General features: G+C 37.9%; 17 protein-coding genes and 1 other annotated feature. Of the genes, 2 read left to right on the forward strand and 15 right to left on the reverse strand.

Annotated elements, in window-relative coordinates:
• Nucleotides 1–55: 55 nt before the first annotated feature.
• Nucleotides 56–541: a dUTP diphosphatase gene (locus tag MKY80_RS16950; protein ID WP_008179258.1), complete on the reverse strand. Its 486-nt coding sequence runs from the start codon at nucleotides 539–541 to the stop codon at nucleotides 56–58.
• A gap of 105 nt (nucleotides 542–646) precedes the next feature.
• On the opposite strand from MKY80_RS16950, the gene MKY80_RS16955 reads away from it, so the two are divergent.
• A complete protein-coding gene (locus MKY80_RS16955; RefSeq protein WP_089985713.1) occupies nucleotides 647–1039 on the forward strand; it encodes a sigma-w pathway protein ysdB in 393 nt (130 codons plus the stop codon).
• Nucleotides 1040–1066: 27 nt separating this feature from the next.
• Here the strand turns inward: MKY80_RS16955 and MKY80_RS16960 are convergent, their stop codons facing one another.
• The 5 genes from MKY80_RS16960 to thrS all read right to left on the reverse strand — a co-directional run bounded on the left by MKY80_RS16960 (nucleotide 1067) and on the right by thrS (nucleotide 4959).
• Complete coding sequence (locus MKY80_RS16960) at nucleotides 1067–1330, reverse strand: DUF1294 domain-containing protein (protein WP_008179262.1); 264 nt, start codon at nucleotides 1328–1330, stop codon at nucleotides 1067–1069.
• A gap of 132 nt (nucleotides 1331–1462) precedes the next feature.
• A complete protein-coding gene (gene rplT, locus MKY80_RS16965; RefSeq protein ID WP_004226314.1) occupies nucleotides 1463–1822 on the reverse strand; it encodes a 50S ribosomal protein L20 in 360 nt (119 codons plus the stop codon).
• 55 nt (nucleotides 1823–1877) lie between these two features.
• Entirely contained in the window at nucleotides 1878–2078 is a 201-nt protein-coding gene (gene rpmI, locus MKY80_RS16970; RefSeq protein ID WP_004226312.1) for a 50S ribosomal protein L35, read from the reverse strand.
• A 31-nt stretch (nucleotides 2079–2109) separates the two neighbouring features.
• Nucleotides 2110–2613, reverse strand: coding sequence for a translation initiation factor IF-3 (gene infC / locus MKY80_RS16975; protein ID WP_008179268.1), 504 nt, complete (start codon nucleotides 2611–2613; stop codon nucleotides 2110–2112).
• A gap of 95 nt (nucleotides 2614–2708) precedes the next feature.
• Nucleotides 2709–2857 (reverse strand) — a sequence feature (ribosomal protein L20 leader region).
• Nucleotides 2858–3027: 170 nt separating this feature from the next.
• Nucleotides 3028–4959 (reverse strand): threonine--tRNA ligase, encoded by a 1932-nt coding sequence (thrS, locus tag MKY80_RS16980; protein WP_089985712.1) that lies wholly within the window; start codon nucleotides 4957–4959, stop codon nucleotides 3028–3030.
• A 35-nt stretch (nucleotides 4960–4994) separates the two neighbouring features.
• On the opposite strand from thrS, the gene MKY80_RS16985 reads away from it, so the two are divergent.
• Nucleotides 4995–5189: a hypothetical protein gene (locus tag MKY80_RS16985; RefSeq protein WP_089985711.1), complete on the forward strand. Its 195-nt coding sequence runs from the start codon at nucleotides 4995–4997 to the stop codon at nucleotides 5187–5189.
• A 198-nt stretch (nucleotides 5190–5387) separates the two neighbouring features.
• Here the strand turns inward: MKY80_RS16985 and dnaI are convergent, their stop codons facing one another.
• The 9 genes from dnaI to MKY80_RS17030 form a co-directional block, all read right to left on the reverse strand.
• The gene (dnaI, locus tag MKY80_RS16990) at nucleotides 5388–6317 is read right to left on the reverse strand and encodes a primosomal protein DnaI (RefSeq protein WP_225316173.1); all 930 of its coding nucleotides are present in this window, start codon (nucleotides 6315–6317) and stop codon (nucleotides 5388–5390) included.
• 27 nt (nucleotides 6318–6344) lie between these two features.
• Nucleotides 6345–7709, reverse strand: a complete 1365-nt coding sequence (locus MKY80_RS16995) for a DnaD domain protein (RefSeq protein ID WP_008176875.1) — start codon at nucleotides 7707–7709, stop codon at nucleotides 6345–6347.
• 16 nt (nucleotides 7710–7725) lie between these two features.
• On the reverse strand, nucleotides 7726–8196 hold the full coding sequence (gene nrdR / locus MKY80_RS17000; protein ID WP_008176873.1) for a transcriptional regulator NrdR: 471 nt from the start codon (nucleotides 8194–8196) through the stop codon (nucleotides 7726–7728).
• 182 nt (nucleotides 8197–8378) lie between these two features.
• Nucleotides 8379–9401, reverse strand: a complete 1023-nt coding sequence (locus MKY80_RS17005; protein ID WP_008176871.1) for a glyceraldehyde-3-phosphate dehydrogenase — start codon at nucleotides 9399–9401, stop codon at nucleotides 8379–8381.
• A gap of 205 nt (nucleotides 9402–9606) precedes the next feature.
• Nucleotides 9607–10200: a dephospho-CoA kinase gene (gene coaE, locus MKY80_RS17010; protein WP_089985710.1), complete on the reverse strand. Its 594-nt coding sequence runs from the start codon at nucleotides 10198–10200 to the stop codon at nucleotides 9607–9609.
• Between the two features lie 13 nt (nucleotides 10201–10213).
• A complete protein-coding gene (gene mutM / locus MKY80_RS17015) occupies nucleotides 10214–11086 on the reverse strand; it encodes a bifunctional DNA-formamidopyrimidine glycosylase/DNA-(apurinic or apyrimidinic site) lyase (protein WP_089985709.1) in 873 nt (290 codons plus the stop codon).
• 12 nt (nucleotides 11087–11098) lie between these two features.
• A complete protein-coding gene (gene polA, locus MKY80_RS17020) occupies nucleotides 11099–13726 on the reverse strand; it encodes a DNA polymerase I (protein WP_342530382.1) in 2628 nt (875 codons plus the stop codon).
• 57 nt (nucleotides 13727–13783) lie between these two features.
• The gene (locus MKY80_RS17025; RefSeq protein ID WP_258954920.1) at nucleotides 13784–13912 is read right to left on the reverse strand and encodes a hypothetical protein; all 129 of its coding nucleotides are present in this window, start codon (nucleotides 13910–13912) and stop codon (nucleotides 13784–13786) included.
• A gap of 250 nt (nucleotides 13913–14162) precedes the next feature.
• The gene (locus MKY80_RS17030) at nucleotides 14163–14579 is read right to left on the reverse strand and encodes a DNA polymerase I (protein ID WP_225316117.1); all 417 of its coding nucleotides are present in this window, start codon (nucleotides 14577–14579) and stop codon (nucleotides 14163–14165) included.
• Nucleotides 14580–14669: the final 90 nt, after the last annotated feature.

Consider the following 14669-nt stretch of genomic DNA (forward strand, 5'->3'; position numbering starts at 1 on the left):
TTTACCGAAATATTCCTAGCTTAATCGTCTGAAAATTGGTGTATTTCTTAATTATTTAATATCCTGTCCGTTGACGATTATAATTTTCCTCGTTTTTTTCAATATACGCACGAACTACATCTTCGAAGGTAAAACCAAGATTGTACGCAAGTAAACCATAGCATTGCCAAATTGCTAGATATCGATCCTCTGTCGGTTGTTGGATAAATGCTAAAATAGCACCTTGTGTCTCTAAAAATGTTGCTGTTAAATGTCTCTGTTCTTCTATCACTGGCCACTTTTCGATTGTTGTATAGTTCTTTAATAAGCCTAAGGAAAGGATAAAATGAATAGAATCCACATATTCTTCTAAAATGACTTCTCGTGCTGATGGCCCTTTTGTGCTCCAAAATTTAAAGCAGCGCGTTTCATTGGCTAGCTCAGCTAGCTCTACCATTAATGCTAGTCCTTTTTCTTGAAATACATCTTGCTGAATATTTTGAGTTTGCTCAATAAAATCATCCAGCTCTTTTTGCATCATAAACAATTGTTGTATATTCATTTTTTTCTCCTAAATTTCTAAAAAATATTTAAATAAAAGTGAAACTATTTGACCTCCCTAATCGTATAGGAAAGAATAACCTTTCTTCAAGGGGGAAATTTAAACATGTTGCCGTTACTTATTCGACTTGCTGTAATTGCGCTTATTATTTATGTATTTTATAAAGCGATTCGTTATATAACTGATCCTAAACGCAAACTTGATGAAGCCTATGAAAAAGGCCAATATTACTTTTATGATGACGTTAAAAACGTCCGGAAAAATTTCTTTATTTCCTATAAGAGTGCTCTTTTTGAAGGCGAAAAATACTTAGGCACCACTGAGGATGCCTTCGAGGTTGTCACTATTTTTGTTGGTGCACGTGATACTGCAACATTGCAGGGCTTTACAAAAGGCGACTTTGAATATTTACAGCAAGAAATTCTATTGAATTATCCAAGTGCGAAAATCAATTGGAAGCAGCCCATTGAACAGCTTATGCGTAACACATCCTCTTGATGAGGATGTGTTTTAAAATGTTTTCATTTATATCCAAAGCTGTACGATAATAAATATTTGGATGGCTGCAAGTAGAGGAAATCCAAATGCAAAACTATTATGGCGTGTTTTATGACGGAATAAATACATGCCAAGCACTCCGCCTACTGCCCCTCCTACGATGGCTAGTGTAAACAAAGTACGCTCTGCAATACGCCATTCATGCTTTTTAGCACGTGATTTGTCCATACCCATTAAAATGAGTAACACCATCGATATAATACTCATATAAGCTAATAATGCTTGTCCCATTCTCTACTCCTTTATTAACAAACGTATATTATTAATCTAACACAAAAAAGACTGATGGAAAAATCCATCAGCCTTTTTTACACCTGTCGCATCCGCTTTCGGTGGAGAAATAATATTTAACTGGGTCAAATATTATTTAGCTACAGCTTTTTTAGCAGCGTCTGCTAATTGAGTGAATGCAGCAGCATCAGTTACCGCAAGGTCAGCTAACATTTTACGGTTAACTTCGATACCAGCAACTTTTAAACCGTGCATTAAACGGCTGTAAGAAAGACCGTTCATACGAGCAGCTGCGTTAATACGAGTGATCCATAATTTACGGAAATCACGTTTTTTCTGACGACGGTCACGGTATGCATATTGACCTGACTTCATTACTGCTTGGTTGGCAACTTTATATAATGTATGTTTTGAACCATAGTAACCTTTAGCTAATTTTAATACTTTTTTACGACGTTTGCGCGTCACTGTTCCGCCTTTTACGCGTGGCATATGAATTACCTCCTGCTTTTCATTAAAAAATGAATGTTAGTATTTTTGTAGTCAATTATTTCATGTAAACAAGTAAAGATTTGATGCGTTTGAAGTCACCAGATGAAACGATGTTTGCTTTACGTAGGTGACGTTTTTGTTTCGTAGATTTGTTAGCGAATAAGTGGCTTCCATAAGCACGGTCATATTTTAATTTACCTGAACCCGTTTTTTTGAAACGTTTCGCAGCTCCACGGTGAGTTTTCATTTTTGGCATGTCGAATTCCTCCTAAACTGTTCGTCTAATATTATTTCTCGTTCTTTGGTTGAAGAACTAAGAACATGCTTCGGCCTTCCATCTTCGGTTTTTGTTCTACCGTTGATACTTCAGCACAAGCTTCAGCAAAACGATCTAACACACGTTGACCAATATCTTTGTGTGTAATCGCACGACCTTTGAAACGTAGGCTACATTTTACTTTATCGCCTTTTTCAAGGAATTTAATCGCATTACGTAACTTCGTTTGGAAATCATGTTCATCGATTGATGGGCTCAGACGAACCTCTTTCATTACGATGACCTTTTGATTTTTACGAATTTCACGGTCTTTCTTTTGCTGTTCAAACTTAAATTTACCATAGTCCATGATACGAGCGACTGGCGGCTTGGCTTGAGGGGCCACAAGGACAAGATCCAAGTTTACACGAGCGGCGATTTCTAGCGCTTCATTACGTGTCTTTACACCAAGCTGGTCACCATTGTGATCGATTAATCGAAGTTCACGTGCGCGAATGCCTTCGTTTACATACATGTCTTTGCTAATAGTAATCCACCTCCAAGTAGTTGTCGCGAATACATGGTTTGGGCAAAGCCTTGCCCGGTTGAACGGTACATCCTCTTGTCATGTCCATAAAAAAAGGACGGACATTTTTGAAGATGTCCGCCCGCTATATGTGCATGCGCAAGTCTACGCAAAACAATTCAACGTGTCATACCTGTTCACAGCCTTTAAAGCGTTGTATCAGGTGAGAAGCGGGCAGCCTCTACTTCAACCACAAACTTTGTATTCATTAACCTTAATTATATTAGCATGTATATGATAAGCTGTCAAACACTAATTTTCTTATCATACCTAGATTGACCTAATCTTAAATAATTTATACAACAGCAAGATTCATTTTATACAAAAAACCTCACTTATGCAAGTGAGATTTTTTATGAAAGATTATTTTGTAATTTCCGCTTTTATAGCTGCTAGGAAATTCTCAAAGCTAATTGTTTCGGAATCTTTAGAGCCATAACGGCGAACATTTACACCATTAGCTTCAACTTCTTTATCACCAATGACAAGCATATACGGAATCTTTTTCATTTGTGCTTCACGGATTTTATAGCCTAATTTTTCTTCACGATCATCCATTTCCACACGTAAGCCCGCTGCTGTTAATTGCTCTTCAATTTGTTTTGCATAATCGAAGTGAGCTTCATTCGATACTGGAATGACTTCTACTTGCACTGGAGCTAACCAAGTTGGGAATGCACCTTTATATTCTTCAATTAAGAATGCAACGAAACGTTCCATTGTTGAGACAACGCCGCGGTGAATTACGACTGGACGATGTGGTTTGCCATCTTCTCCAACGTAACTTAAATCGAAACGTTCTGGTAATAAGAAGTCTAGCTGAACAGTTGATAAAGTTTCTTCTTTACCAATCGCTGTTTTTACTTGCACATCCAGTTTAGGGCCATAGAATGCTGCTTCACCTTCTGCCTCGAAGTAATCTAAGCCAAGCTCATCCATTGCTTCTTTTAACATGCTTTGTGCTTTTTCCCACATAGCATCATCATTGAAGTATTTTTCAGTATCTGCAGGGTCGCGATACGATAAACGGAATGAATAATCATTTAAATCGAAATCTTTATACACCTCTAAGATTAACTGCACTACTTTTTGGAACTCTGCTTTAATTTGGTCTGGGCGAACAAAGATATGTGCATCGTTTAAAGTCATTCCACGTACACGCTGTAGGCCAGAAACTGCTCCTGACATTTCATAGCGGTGCATTGTACCAAGCTCTGCAATGCGTAATGGTAAACTACGGTAAGAATGCATGCTATTTTTGTAAACCATCATATGGTGAGGACAGTTCATTGGACGCATAATTAATGTCTCGTTGTCCATTTCCATTGGTGGGAAAATAGAATCTTGGTAATGATCCCAGTGACCTGAAGTTTGGTAAAGCTCTTTTGAACCTAATACAGGTGTATAAACATGCTTATACCCAAGAGATAATTCTTTATCGACGATATAACGCTCAATAACACGACGAATTGTTGCACCATTTGGTAACCAAAGTGGTAAACCTTGGCCGACCTTTTGAGAAGTTGTAAATAGCTCTAATTCCTTCCCGATTTTACGGTGATCACGTTCTTTTGCTTCTTCTAGCATTTGTAGGTGATGTTTTAATTCTTCTTTTTTGAAGAACGCCGTACCATAAATACGTTGTAGCATTTTGTTATCAGAGTTTCCTCTCCAATAGGCACCTGCTAATGATAACAGCTTGAATTCGCGAAGTTTACCAGTAGATGGTACGTGAATACCACGGCAAAGATCGAAAAATTCCCCTTGATAATAAATGGACACTTGCTCATCTGCAGGGATTGCTTCTAGTAATTCTAATTTATATTCATCGCCAATTTTTTCATACATTGCTTGTGCTTCCGCACGACTTACATTTTTACGTTCTACCTCTAGATTTTCAGCAATAATTTTTTTCATTTCCTTTTCAATTGCTGGTAGATCTTCGGCAGTGATTGGTGTAGGAGAATCAATATCGTAGTAGAATCCACCATCGATAACAGGACCAATACCAAGCTTTACATCAGGGAATAAACGTTTAATTGCCTGTGCAGTTAAGTGGGCTGTTGAGTGACGTAAAATTTCAAGTGCTTCTGCATCATCTTGTGTGATAATGGCAATGGCAGCATCTTCTTCGATTGGTGTTTTTAAATCTACTAATACACCATTAATTTTACCTGCGTAAGCTTTTTTTCGTAAGCCAGGGCTGATTGATAAGGCTACGTCATCTGTTGATGTACCTTTTACAAATTCCTTTACAGCACCATCTGGGAAAGTTAATTTAATCATTTCTGACATATTCGTTACACTCCTTTGTTATGGTTGAATACATAATGATTGATGAAATGTTGACTAATGAATCAAGTGATACGGCTGCTTATATGAGCGCTCTTCAACTCGAATTGAGCAAGATCTCTCCACAAAATAAAAAAAGCCCCGTCCCTCAGGAAAGGGACGAAGCGTATGCTCGTGGTTCCACCCTTCTTCCTTCCGACTTATCAAGTCAGACGAAGCTCAAGGCTAGCTAACGGGCTAGGGACCGGCGAAAGATTATCCCTTTCGCTGCTCAGTAGGTAGTAAATGATGCGTTCATACTAGGAAGCTTTCAGCCGTTGACTTCCCTCTCTAGAAGCTGATACACAAAATTCATGTCCTCATCAATGCATATTGATATTTAGTATATGAGTCAGTATACGCTCGATTGTCGAAAAATGCAACTACCAATGTTACATCCTACGGTTATTGCCACGCATTTCAATTGGCTCTGTTAAGGCTTTAATACGCTCCATTATACGGCCCGCCTTGACAACCTCAATATCACCTTTTTGCGATTGGGCTAAATGGTGCTCTAATTCTCCATAATTAAAATTAGATGTAATAAACGTTGGCAATTGTTCAGCCATTCGATAATGGAAAATAGTCCCTAAAATTTCATCCCTTGTCCATGCGGTCATTGTTTCTGCCCCTAAATCATCGAGCATTAAAACAGGAGCCTTTTTAATATAGTCTATTTTTTCATTCAATGTATTATCGCCAATAGCATTTTTCATTTCCCGTAAAAATTCTGGCACGAAGACAACAACTGAACGTATTTTAATAGACGCTAATTCATTGGCAAGTGCACCAAGTACAAAAGACTTCCCTACGCCGAATTTACCGTATAAGTAAAAACCTTTTGATGGTAAATGACCTGATTCTTTTGTCGCTTTAACAAATTGCGCTGCTTTTTGGGCAATCATCACTCGAGACTCATCATCAATACTTAAATCGTGAATCGTTGCTTGAAGCACATCTTTGGGCATATGCATACTAGCAATCATATTCGCGACATCCCGACGCTCTTCTTCTCTAATTTTTTGCTCACAGCGTACATAATCAATTTCAACTGTATTCCGAACTACCCTTAAAGTAGGAAGGAAGCCTTTTAAATAGTTTGTACAATGTTCTGTGTTATCACAACCACAGCATTCCGTAGATTGACTAATAAATTCATGAAGTTTAGGTAAATTTCGTTCGATATTATCATAGCTTAATTCATCTGCATGACGTGCTAGAAATTCTTGTACGCGTGGATTTTCTAAAATTTCACGTCGCATGGCTTCATAGCGTTCTTGAAACGAGGGTACATTAATAGCTCGTTTTAATGGTCCATTTATAGGTTCGATTGTTGCTCACCTTCTTTACTATTCACTTTTCCCTAGCATCTCTAATATTTTTTGACGTTCTTTTTCAAAATCTATCGTGCTAGAAGTACTTTCCTCTTGTTTCTCATCACGTTTATAAAACCACTCGGGGACTTTTTCTTCTCGTTGATGTCCTGAACGTCCCTTAGTTCGCTGGCTCGTTTTAGTGGTTGTTTGTGGTTTGTTTTTCCAAGTTGTATATTTATCATGCTCTTGGCGTGCAAGTTCCATTGCTTCTTTAGCAGTTTGGATATTTTTACGAACCCAATGATCCGCAATTGTTTCCACATATTTTTTAGGTAACTTCATATCCGTTGTTAACATAACATACTCAAGTAACGCATTGACTACCCCAATCGGCATGCCGTGCTGCACAATTAAACTTTCTGCAAGTTGTACAGAGGTTTGCAAAGGTTCTTTCCCATTATTAATGTCACGCAACACTTGAATAGGAGCCGTAGTCTCTAAATAGTGTTGTAGCTCCTGATCCTTTGATTTTTGTCCAGTTTCTTCTACTGGCAACGGCTCGCTAACTCTCGCTATTTTTGGTGGCTCTTTTGACATCGTTAACTTATAGAAATCAGCAGCTGCCTTGCGTAAGCGCTCTTGTGAAATCCCTAAATCATCGTCCAAAGCAAGAATCACTACTTTTTGCATATCAAGCGCTGTTAAATGATATAAAAATGCCAGCTTAGCAATAGCCTCACGAACTTCTAATGTCAGTAAATTGGATGGCACCAATTGCTCAGATAAACCTGCTTGCAACAGATCGAAGTCAAATTGCTCCAAATAAAAAGGATACACCCTTTGTTGTTTATCCTTACGATTCGTATCCACTTGTAAATCTGATGGAATATTGGAATGAACGGGCTTATAGACATCTATAAAGGCACGAGATACATCTTTAAAATCCGCGTCCCTCACAGGGTATATAAAACGTTGACGTAAATTACGATATGCCTGCTCTCCAATTTTGCTAAATAAAAACATCGACAACAAGGGGTCTTTCATAAAGCTTTCCGCATCTAATGGGCGCTGTAGCTCATATAAAAAACTTCGCTCACCAGCATTTTCTTTTTTCCATGTACGTAGTAAACCAATCGCTTCAAGGGCTATACGTGCCTCAAACACTTTACCAATAGGCAGACCGAGCACATTCATTAAATAATAATGTGTCATTTGCGTCTTTGGTATCTGTTCTGCTTCTGCCCATAAAGTTAAATAAAGGCTAATAGGGTCTGAGCCCGTTAACGGTTGATAGAATAATGTTACTAATTGACGCTCTTGAGTAGAAAATGCATGAGGTAGACGAATGTCAAAAGGATCGCCAGGCTGCAATTCCTTAAATAAATGAATCAACGTCATTCATCCTCTCTATTTTCTATGATTTCTGCTCCGTTTGACGTTGAATAATATCTTTAATCTCCTCAATAAAGACATTGATATCCTTAAACTGTCGGTAGACCGATGCAAAACGGACATAAGCCACCTCATCAATTTTGGCTAAGCGATCCATTACCAATTCACCGACATCTTCTGAGCGTACTTCTGAATTTCCAATACGACGAAGATCTTTTTCAATCGATAGGACAAGTTGCTCCAGTATATCAAGCGCAACTGGGCGTTTCTCACAGGCACGAATAAGTCCACGAAGTACCTTTTCACGGCTAAATTCCTCTCGTGAACCTTCTTTTTTCACTACAACTAATGGGGTCTCTTCAATTTTTTCAAACGTTGTAAAACGGAAGCCACATGACTCACATTCACGACGTCTACGAATTTCTTTATTATCATCTACTGGCCTCGAATCCACAACACGCGTTCCGTTAAATTGGCAAGATGGACATCTCATATAATTACTCTCCTGGTTTACAACAATTTAATATTTCTATTATAACAAATTTCCTACATATAAGAAAAGTGCATTCACGTAGTGAGCTCATGATAAACCTAAAGCACCTAAAGTACAAGGAAAGTTTTTTTAAAAAAGCACATTGAAACCAGTTAGATTTCAATGTGCTCAAAATGAAAATATTATGCGTTTACCGTTTCTAATGCATTAGCCACTTTTTTCACTAGGTCAACAACGCGTGCAGAGTAACCCCACTCATTGTCATACCAAGCAAGTACTTTTACTTTACGGTTACCTAATACCATTGTGGAAAGTCCATCAACTGTTGATGAGTAAGTCGTTGTGTTGTAATCAGAAGATACTAGTGGCTCAACTGAGAAATTTAAAATGCCTTTCATTGGACCTTCTGTTGCAGCTTTTACAAATGCTGCATTAACAGCATCAACTGTTACATCTGTATTTAAATCTACTACAAGGTCAACTAAAGAAACATTTGGTGTTGGAACGCGAAGTGCCATACCATGAATTTTACCTTCTAACTCAGGTAAAACTAATTTTAATGCTTTGGCAGCGCCTGTAGATGTAGGAATAATTGATTGTGCACACCCACGTGCACGACGTAAATCTTTATGTGGATTATCTAAGTTCTTTTGATCGTTTGTATAAGCATGAACAGTTGTCATTAAACCATTTTCAATACCAAATGTATCATTTAATACTTTTGCAACTGGTGCTAAGCAGTTTGTTGTACAAGAAGCGTTTGAAATTACATCATGTTTAGCAATATCAAGTTTGTCATCATTCACACCTAAAACAATTGTTACATCTTCGTTTTTACCAGGTGCTGTTAAGATAACTTTTTTCGCGCCAGCTTCTAAGTGCATTGCTGCTTTATCACGTTCATTAAATTTACCTGTAGCTTCGATAACGATATCAACACCCATTGTAGCCCAAGGTAATTTTAATGGATCGCGTTCGCTAATAATTTGAACACGTTTACCATTTACAACTAAAGCATCGCCTGCTGGTTCTACTGTACCTTCAAATGTTCCGTGATTTGTGTCATACTTAATCAAATGTGCTAACGTTTCTGCTGGATAGCTAGCGTTAATAGCAACAATATTTAAATTTTCTTGTACGATCGCTTGGCGGAAAACCATACGTCCGATACGTCCGAAACCATTAATAGCAATTGATACTGTCATTTAAAAATCCTCCTGTGAGTACATACTCAGATTAATTATATACTTTATGGTGATTAGTATAACACAATTTTAAAAAAGATGAACATTAAATAGTCATATTATAAAAGTTCTTATTTTCTGAAAAATTATCTTTTATTATGGCATTTGCCCATAAAAAAAATGTGTAGCAAGATTTACTTGCTACACATTTTTAGCTTGAAACACTTTAAATTACACCCCAGAAAGCTAGAATTTTCTTTAGTTGTTCCTCTGTATTTTCCAGATTCTCATTATTATAAATGACCGCATGAGCTCCCTTTTCTTTGACAGACATAGGCAACTGTGAGTGCATGCGTGCTAAGGCATCCTCTTTTGATAAATGATTGCGTTCCATTAAGCGTCGAAGCTGAACCTCTTCACTTACCGACACTACAATGATACGCTCTACAAAATGCTGAAGCTTACTTTCAAATAACAGGGGAATATCCATGACAACATGCTCATGGCCATCCTCTAAATAGGCATCACGTTGTCGTAGCATTTCCTTTCTAATGGCCGGATGCATAATATCATTTAAAATTTTGCGTTTGGCAGGCTCATGAAAAATAATATCTCCGAGCATTGTCCGATTTAAATTGCCATCCTCTAGTAAAATATCTTGGCCAAAGTTTTCTGCAATAAATGCCAGTGTCTCCGTTCCTGGCTCGACGACATCTCGCGCTACAATATCTGCATCAACAATCGGTAATCCTAGTTCGAGCATCATTTTTGCTACTGTACTTTTTCCGCTTGCAATACTTCCTGTAAGTCCGATAATCATTGTTAAATCCCCTTTAATGTTGACAATTTGGGCAAAAAACCGATGTTCGCCCACCAATCGTCATTTGACTTGTTGCCGTTTCACATGCTGGGCATATCTTTTTCCCATACATTTTCAAACGATTCTGCATGCTCCCAGCTTCCCCATTAATATTTCGATAATCAGAGATGGTAGAACCACCTGCTTCAATACTTTGACGCAAAACAGCAACGATCTCCTCAAATAATGCTCGTTTACGCTTCTCACTAATATGGTTCATTTTTCGAGCAGGATGAATTTTTTGAGCAAACAGCGCCTCTGTTGCATAAATATTGCCACAGCCCGAAACGACTTGCCCATCCATAATCACTTCTTTTACGGCCTTATTCTCATATTTTGGTAATGTTGATTTTGTTATAAAAAAATCACACGCTAATTCATCAAACGGCTCTGGCGCCATTTTTGTTAATGGTACATGATCTTCAATTTTTGCCAGAAATCGTAGTTCACCAAAGCGTCGTATATCTGAATAAATTAAGTAACCACCATCAGCCATCTTAAAGGTGGCATGTATATGCTTTTGGAATTTTGCTTCATCGATGTCTTCTGGTGAATTCACAACAAACCATGCACCTGTCATTCCTAAGTGACTAACAAGTACATAAGGAACCTCATCTTTGAATAAGTGAAAGAAAATATATTTTGCACGTCGTTCAATTTTTGTAATCGTCATTTCAGACAACGTTAATTCAAATGCATCAGGCTCTGCTTGCTTAACAATACATTGTTTCCCCTCACTAAAAGAAAAGTGTACCCTTTCAGATAGCTGTACATGTTGAATTGTACGTCCTTCAACCTTTGGCTTCAATGCCTGGACGACACCTTCTACCTCTGGTAATTCAGGCATTTGAACCCCTCCTTATTTTGCTTCATACCATGTCGAACCATGGTTAAAATCTACTTTTAGCGGTACGGAGAGCTCGATTGCATTTTCCATTACCTCTGGCACAATTTTTTCTAGCAACGCAATCTCTTCCTTAGGTGCTTCAAAAATCAACTCATCATGCACTTGTAAAAGTAGCTTTGCCTGCATATTTTCCTTTTTTAGTCGAGCATCCATATCAATCATCGCTTTTTTAATAATATCCGCAGCACTTCCCTGAATCGGGGTATTCATCGCCGTACGCTCAGCAAAGCTTCTTAAATTAAAGTTTGAGCTCGTAATATCTGGTAAATAACGACGTCTATTTAAAATTGTTGTAACATAGCCATTGAACTTCGCATTTTGCACAATATCATCCATATACTGTTTAACACCTGGGAAACTAGCGAAATATTTATCAATAAAAGTTGCCGCTTCCTTACGGGTAATATCTAAATTTTGTGATAGACCATAATCACTGATACCATAAACAATCCCAAAGTTAACAGCCTTCGCTGCACGACGCATATTACTATCAACTTCATCTTCGGATACATGGAATACGTCCATCGCTGTTCGTGTATGAACGTCCATCCCTTCACGGAAGGCCTCTACAAGGTTTTTATCCTCCGACATATGTGCGAGTACACGTAATTCGATTTGCGAATAGTCCGCTGAAAACAGTATCCAATTCTCATTTGAAGGAACAAATGCTTGACGGATTTTACGTCCCTCCTCTAAACGGATAGGGATGTTTTGTAAATTTGGATCTGTTGAGCTTAGTCGTCCTGTAGCAGTTAAAGCTTGTTGGAAACGAGTATGCACCTTGCTATCCTTTTCATGGATTTCCTTTAGCAACCCTTCAATATAAGTAGACTGTAATTTACCAAGCTGACGATATAACAGAATATATTCAATAATGGCATGCTCAGATTTTAACTTCTCTAATACATCAGCAGCCGTTGAATAGCCCGTCTTCGTTTTTTTAATAACAGGTAAACCTAATTTATCGAATAAAATAACACCTAATTGTTTTGGTGAATTAATATTAAACGTTTCTCCTGCCTCCGCATAAATTTCTTGTTCAAGCACAACAAGCTTTTCATTAAGCTCTTGGCCCATTTTTTCTAGCGTAGCACGGTTAACGGTAATGCCTTCACTTTCCATCTCACCTAAAATGGCTGCCAGTGGCAATTCCAAGTCTTTATAAAGATCAAATTGTTCATTTTCCTTTAATAATGCCTCTAGCTTCGGCTGTAATGACCAGACAGCATAAGCTTTTCGGCTAACATGCTGTGCAAGCTTATCTATTTCAGGTATAGCACGTTTAGCCCCCTTGCCATAGACCGTTTCATCTGCTTGTACATCATAATACCCAAGCTCCCTTGCAAGAGTGGCAACATCATCCCCACTAAGTCCAGGATTATTAATATACGAAGCAAGCACTAAATCAAAATCAATGCCAGCTAATTGAATACCTGCTCGTTTTAATGCTGCTTGAGACGCTTTGGAATCAGACATGTATTTTATTTTTGAGGAGTCCTCTAACCAGCAACGTAATATATCTGATTTTGCCGCAATATCAAAAGGAATGTATTGAGTCTTGGTCCCATCAGATAAGGCAATTCCAAGTAGCGCACAAGTTTGGTAATGTTCATTCTCTAGCTCAACATGCACAGCCATCACATCTTGTAAGTCTTCTTGTCGAACTTCTTGAATTTGTTCAAAATCAAAAGGTGTTTGCTCTTGCTCCTGCACAGTAAAATCACTTTTCTCGAGCAATGATTTAAAGCCGAGCTCACGCCATACATTGATCAATTCTTCTTCATTCGGTCCATGGTACGCGAGATCAGTTAATGAAATGGTAATTGGGGCATCTGTAAAAATCGTTGCCAGCTTCTTACTCATCTTAGCCTGCTCTTCATTGGCTACCAGCTTTTCTTTCATCTTAGAAGCTTTCAATGTATCCATCGCCTCGTAAAGTGCCTCAACGGAGCCATGCTCTTTTAATAGTTTGACAGCCGTCTTTTCGCCAACACCTGGCACACCAGGAATATTATCTGAAGAATCCCCCATTAAGCCCTTCATATCAATAATTTGTAAGGGCGTTAAACCGTATTTTTCTGCAATAAAGGCTGGCGTATTTCTCTCAATTTCCGTAATCCCTTTTTTCGTAATATAAACCGTAACTTGCTCTGTCGCAAGCTGTGTTAAATCGCGGTCTCCAGATACGATGATAACATCCATATCCTGTGATGAAGCCTCTTTTGCCAGCGTCCCAATAATATCATCCGCTTCATATAGGTCTTGTTCATATTGCTTAATTCCATAAGCATCAATTAGCTTGCGTATATAAGGGAATTGCTCCGATAATTCTGGTGGCGTCTTTTGTCGTCCACCTTTATATTCTGTAAAGGTTTCATGGCGGAAAGTTGTTTTTCCAGCATCAAAAGCCACTAAAATTTGCGTTGGTTGCTCTTCCTCTAATATTCTTTGTAGCATCGTTGTAAAGCCGTACACAGCATTAGTATGAATTCCACTATCATTCGTCAACAATGGCAACGCAAAAAACGCGCGATATGCTAAACTATTACCGTCCAATAATAGTAATTTTTCCTTTGTCATAATATTATCCTCCTGCGTTGTCTTCTACTTCCTTCTACTTTATCATAACAATACATTTCAAGTAAAAAAAGCAGACGGGTCCTCGCTAAGGTTATCCGCTACTTTTGACTCGCTATCCGTCACTCTCTCGGTTTTATCCGTCACTTTTGGCTCGCTATCCGTCACTTTCTTTGTTTTATCAGTCACTTATAACATGCTATCCATCACTCCTGCATTTCAACCTATAGCGAATGTGAGCCCTTTATTGTGAAAATCCATAGCAGCAGGTAATGAGGTTTCTCCTGTCACAGGATCAGTGTATATTATTGCTTCATTTAATGTAATAGCAACTTGTTCGCCTCAATAGTAAAGGATTCCTCGTATTCAACGCATAAAAACGTAAAAAAACTCCCATTCGCGGAGAAAGTCCCAGTGAATGAAAGTTCTATTATAGATATTATTGATTGGCTGTTCGATGAAAAATTTCTTCATATATAATCGTTAAAATAAAGGCATTCATAAAGGCAAATACTAAAAATAATGGCATTCCACCCAGTTGTGGCTGTGTTAACTCTTTACTAAATACCATTACAGCACTAATTTGCGCTAAAAAGAAAATGAAGCCAATACCGACTTGCCAAATAGGACGCTTGACCTTACGTTTTTCATACCAAAACAACCTTTTAAACAGATTTCTTACATCATTTGCAATAATAATACTAACTAAAAAGATACTTACAAAAAATACAGGTATATGATAAACACTCTTTGTCATCCATGCAAAATCAGATAGGCGGAAGAACAGAGTCAATAACGATGCTATACTACAAGCAATTCCTACATTTTGGAGCCAAGTGCTAATTCGCAATTTCACAGCTATTACCCCCAACAGTTCTTTTTTAAACATTATCATTCTATCAAATTATAGGCTGTTGGGGAATAGAAATTTGTATGTTTCTATTAT

Origin of the sequence: Lysinibacillus sp. FSL R5-0849, assembly GCF_038595075.1 — a bacterium.
Taxonomy (GTDB): Bacteria; Bacillota; Bacilli; order Bacillales_A; family Planococcaceae; genus Lysinibacillus; species Lysinibacillus fusiformis.

What these genes read in the sequence shown, in the direction of transcription:
- MKY80_RS16950 (WP_008179258.1), bottom strand. Translation starts at nt 541, where the DNA reads ATGAATATACAACAATTGTTTATGATGCAAAAAGAGCTGGATGATTTT.
- MKY80_RS16955 (WP_089985713.1), top strand. Translation starts at nt 647, where the DNA reads ATGTTGCCGTTACTTATTCGACTTGCTGTAATTGCGCTTATTATTTAT.
- MKY80_RS16960 (WP_008179262.1), bottom strand. Translation starts at nt 1,330, where the DNA reads ATGGGACAAGCATTATTAGCTTATATGAGTATTATATCGATGGTGTTA.
- rplT (WP_004226314.1), bottom strand. Translation starts at nt 1,822, where the DNA reads ATGCCACGCGTAAAAGGCGGAACAGTGACGCGCAAACGTCGTAAAAAA.
- rpmI (WP_004226312.1), bottom strand. Translation starts at nt 2,078, where the DNA reads ATGCCAAAAATGAAAACTCACCGTGGAGCTGCGAAACGTTTCAAAAAA.
- infC (WP_008179268.1), bottom strand. Translation starts at nt 2,613, where the DNA reads ATGTATGTAAACGAAGGCATTCGCGCACGTGAACTTCGATTAATCGAT.
- thrS (WP_089985712.1), bottom strand. Translation starts at nt 4,959, where the DNA reads ATGTCAGAAATGATTAAATTAACTTTCCCAGATGGTGCTGTAAAGGAA.
- MKY80_RS16985 (WP_089985711.1), top strand. Translation starts at nt 4,995, where the DNA reads ATGATTGATGAAATGTTGACTAATGAATCAAGTGATACGGCTGCTTAT.
- MKY80_RS16995 (WP_008176875.1), bottom strand. Translation starts at nt 7,709, where the DNA reads ATGACGTTGATTCATTTATTTAAGGAATTGCAGCCTGGCGATCCTTTT.
- nrdR (WP_008176873.1), bottom strand. Translation starts at nt 8,196, where the DNA reads ATGAGATGTCCATCTTGCCAATTTAACGGAACGCGTGTTGTGGATTCG.
- MKY80_RS17005 (WP_008176871.1), bottom strand. Translation starts at nt 9,401, where the DNA reads ATGACAGTATCAATTGCTATTAATGGTTTCGGACGTATCGGACGTATG.
- coaE (WP_089985710.1), bottom strand. Translation starts at nt 10,200, where the DNA reads ATGATTATCGGACTTACAGGAAGTATTGCAAGCGGAAAAAGTACAGTA.
- mutM (WP_089985709.1), bottom strand. Translation starts at nt 11,086, where the DNA reads ATGCCTGAATTACCAGAGGTAGAAGGTGTCGTCCAGGCATTGAAGCCA.
- polA (WP_342530382.1), bottom strand. Translation starts at nt 13,726, where the DNA reads ATGACAAAGGAAAAATTACTATTATTGGACGGTAATAGTTTAGCATAT.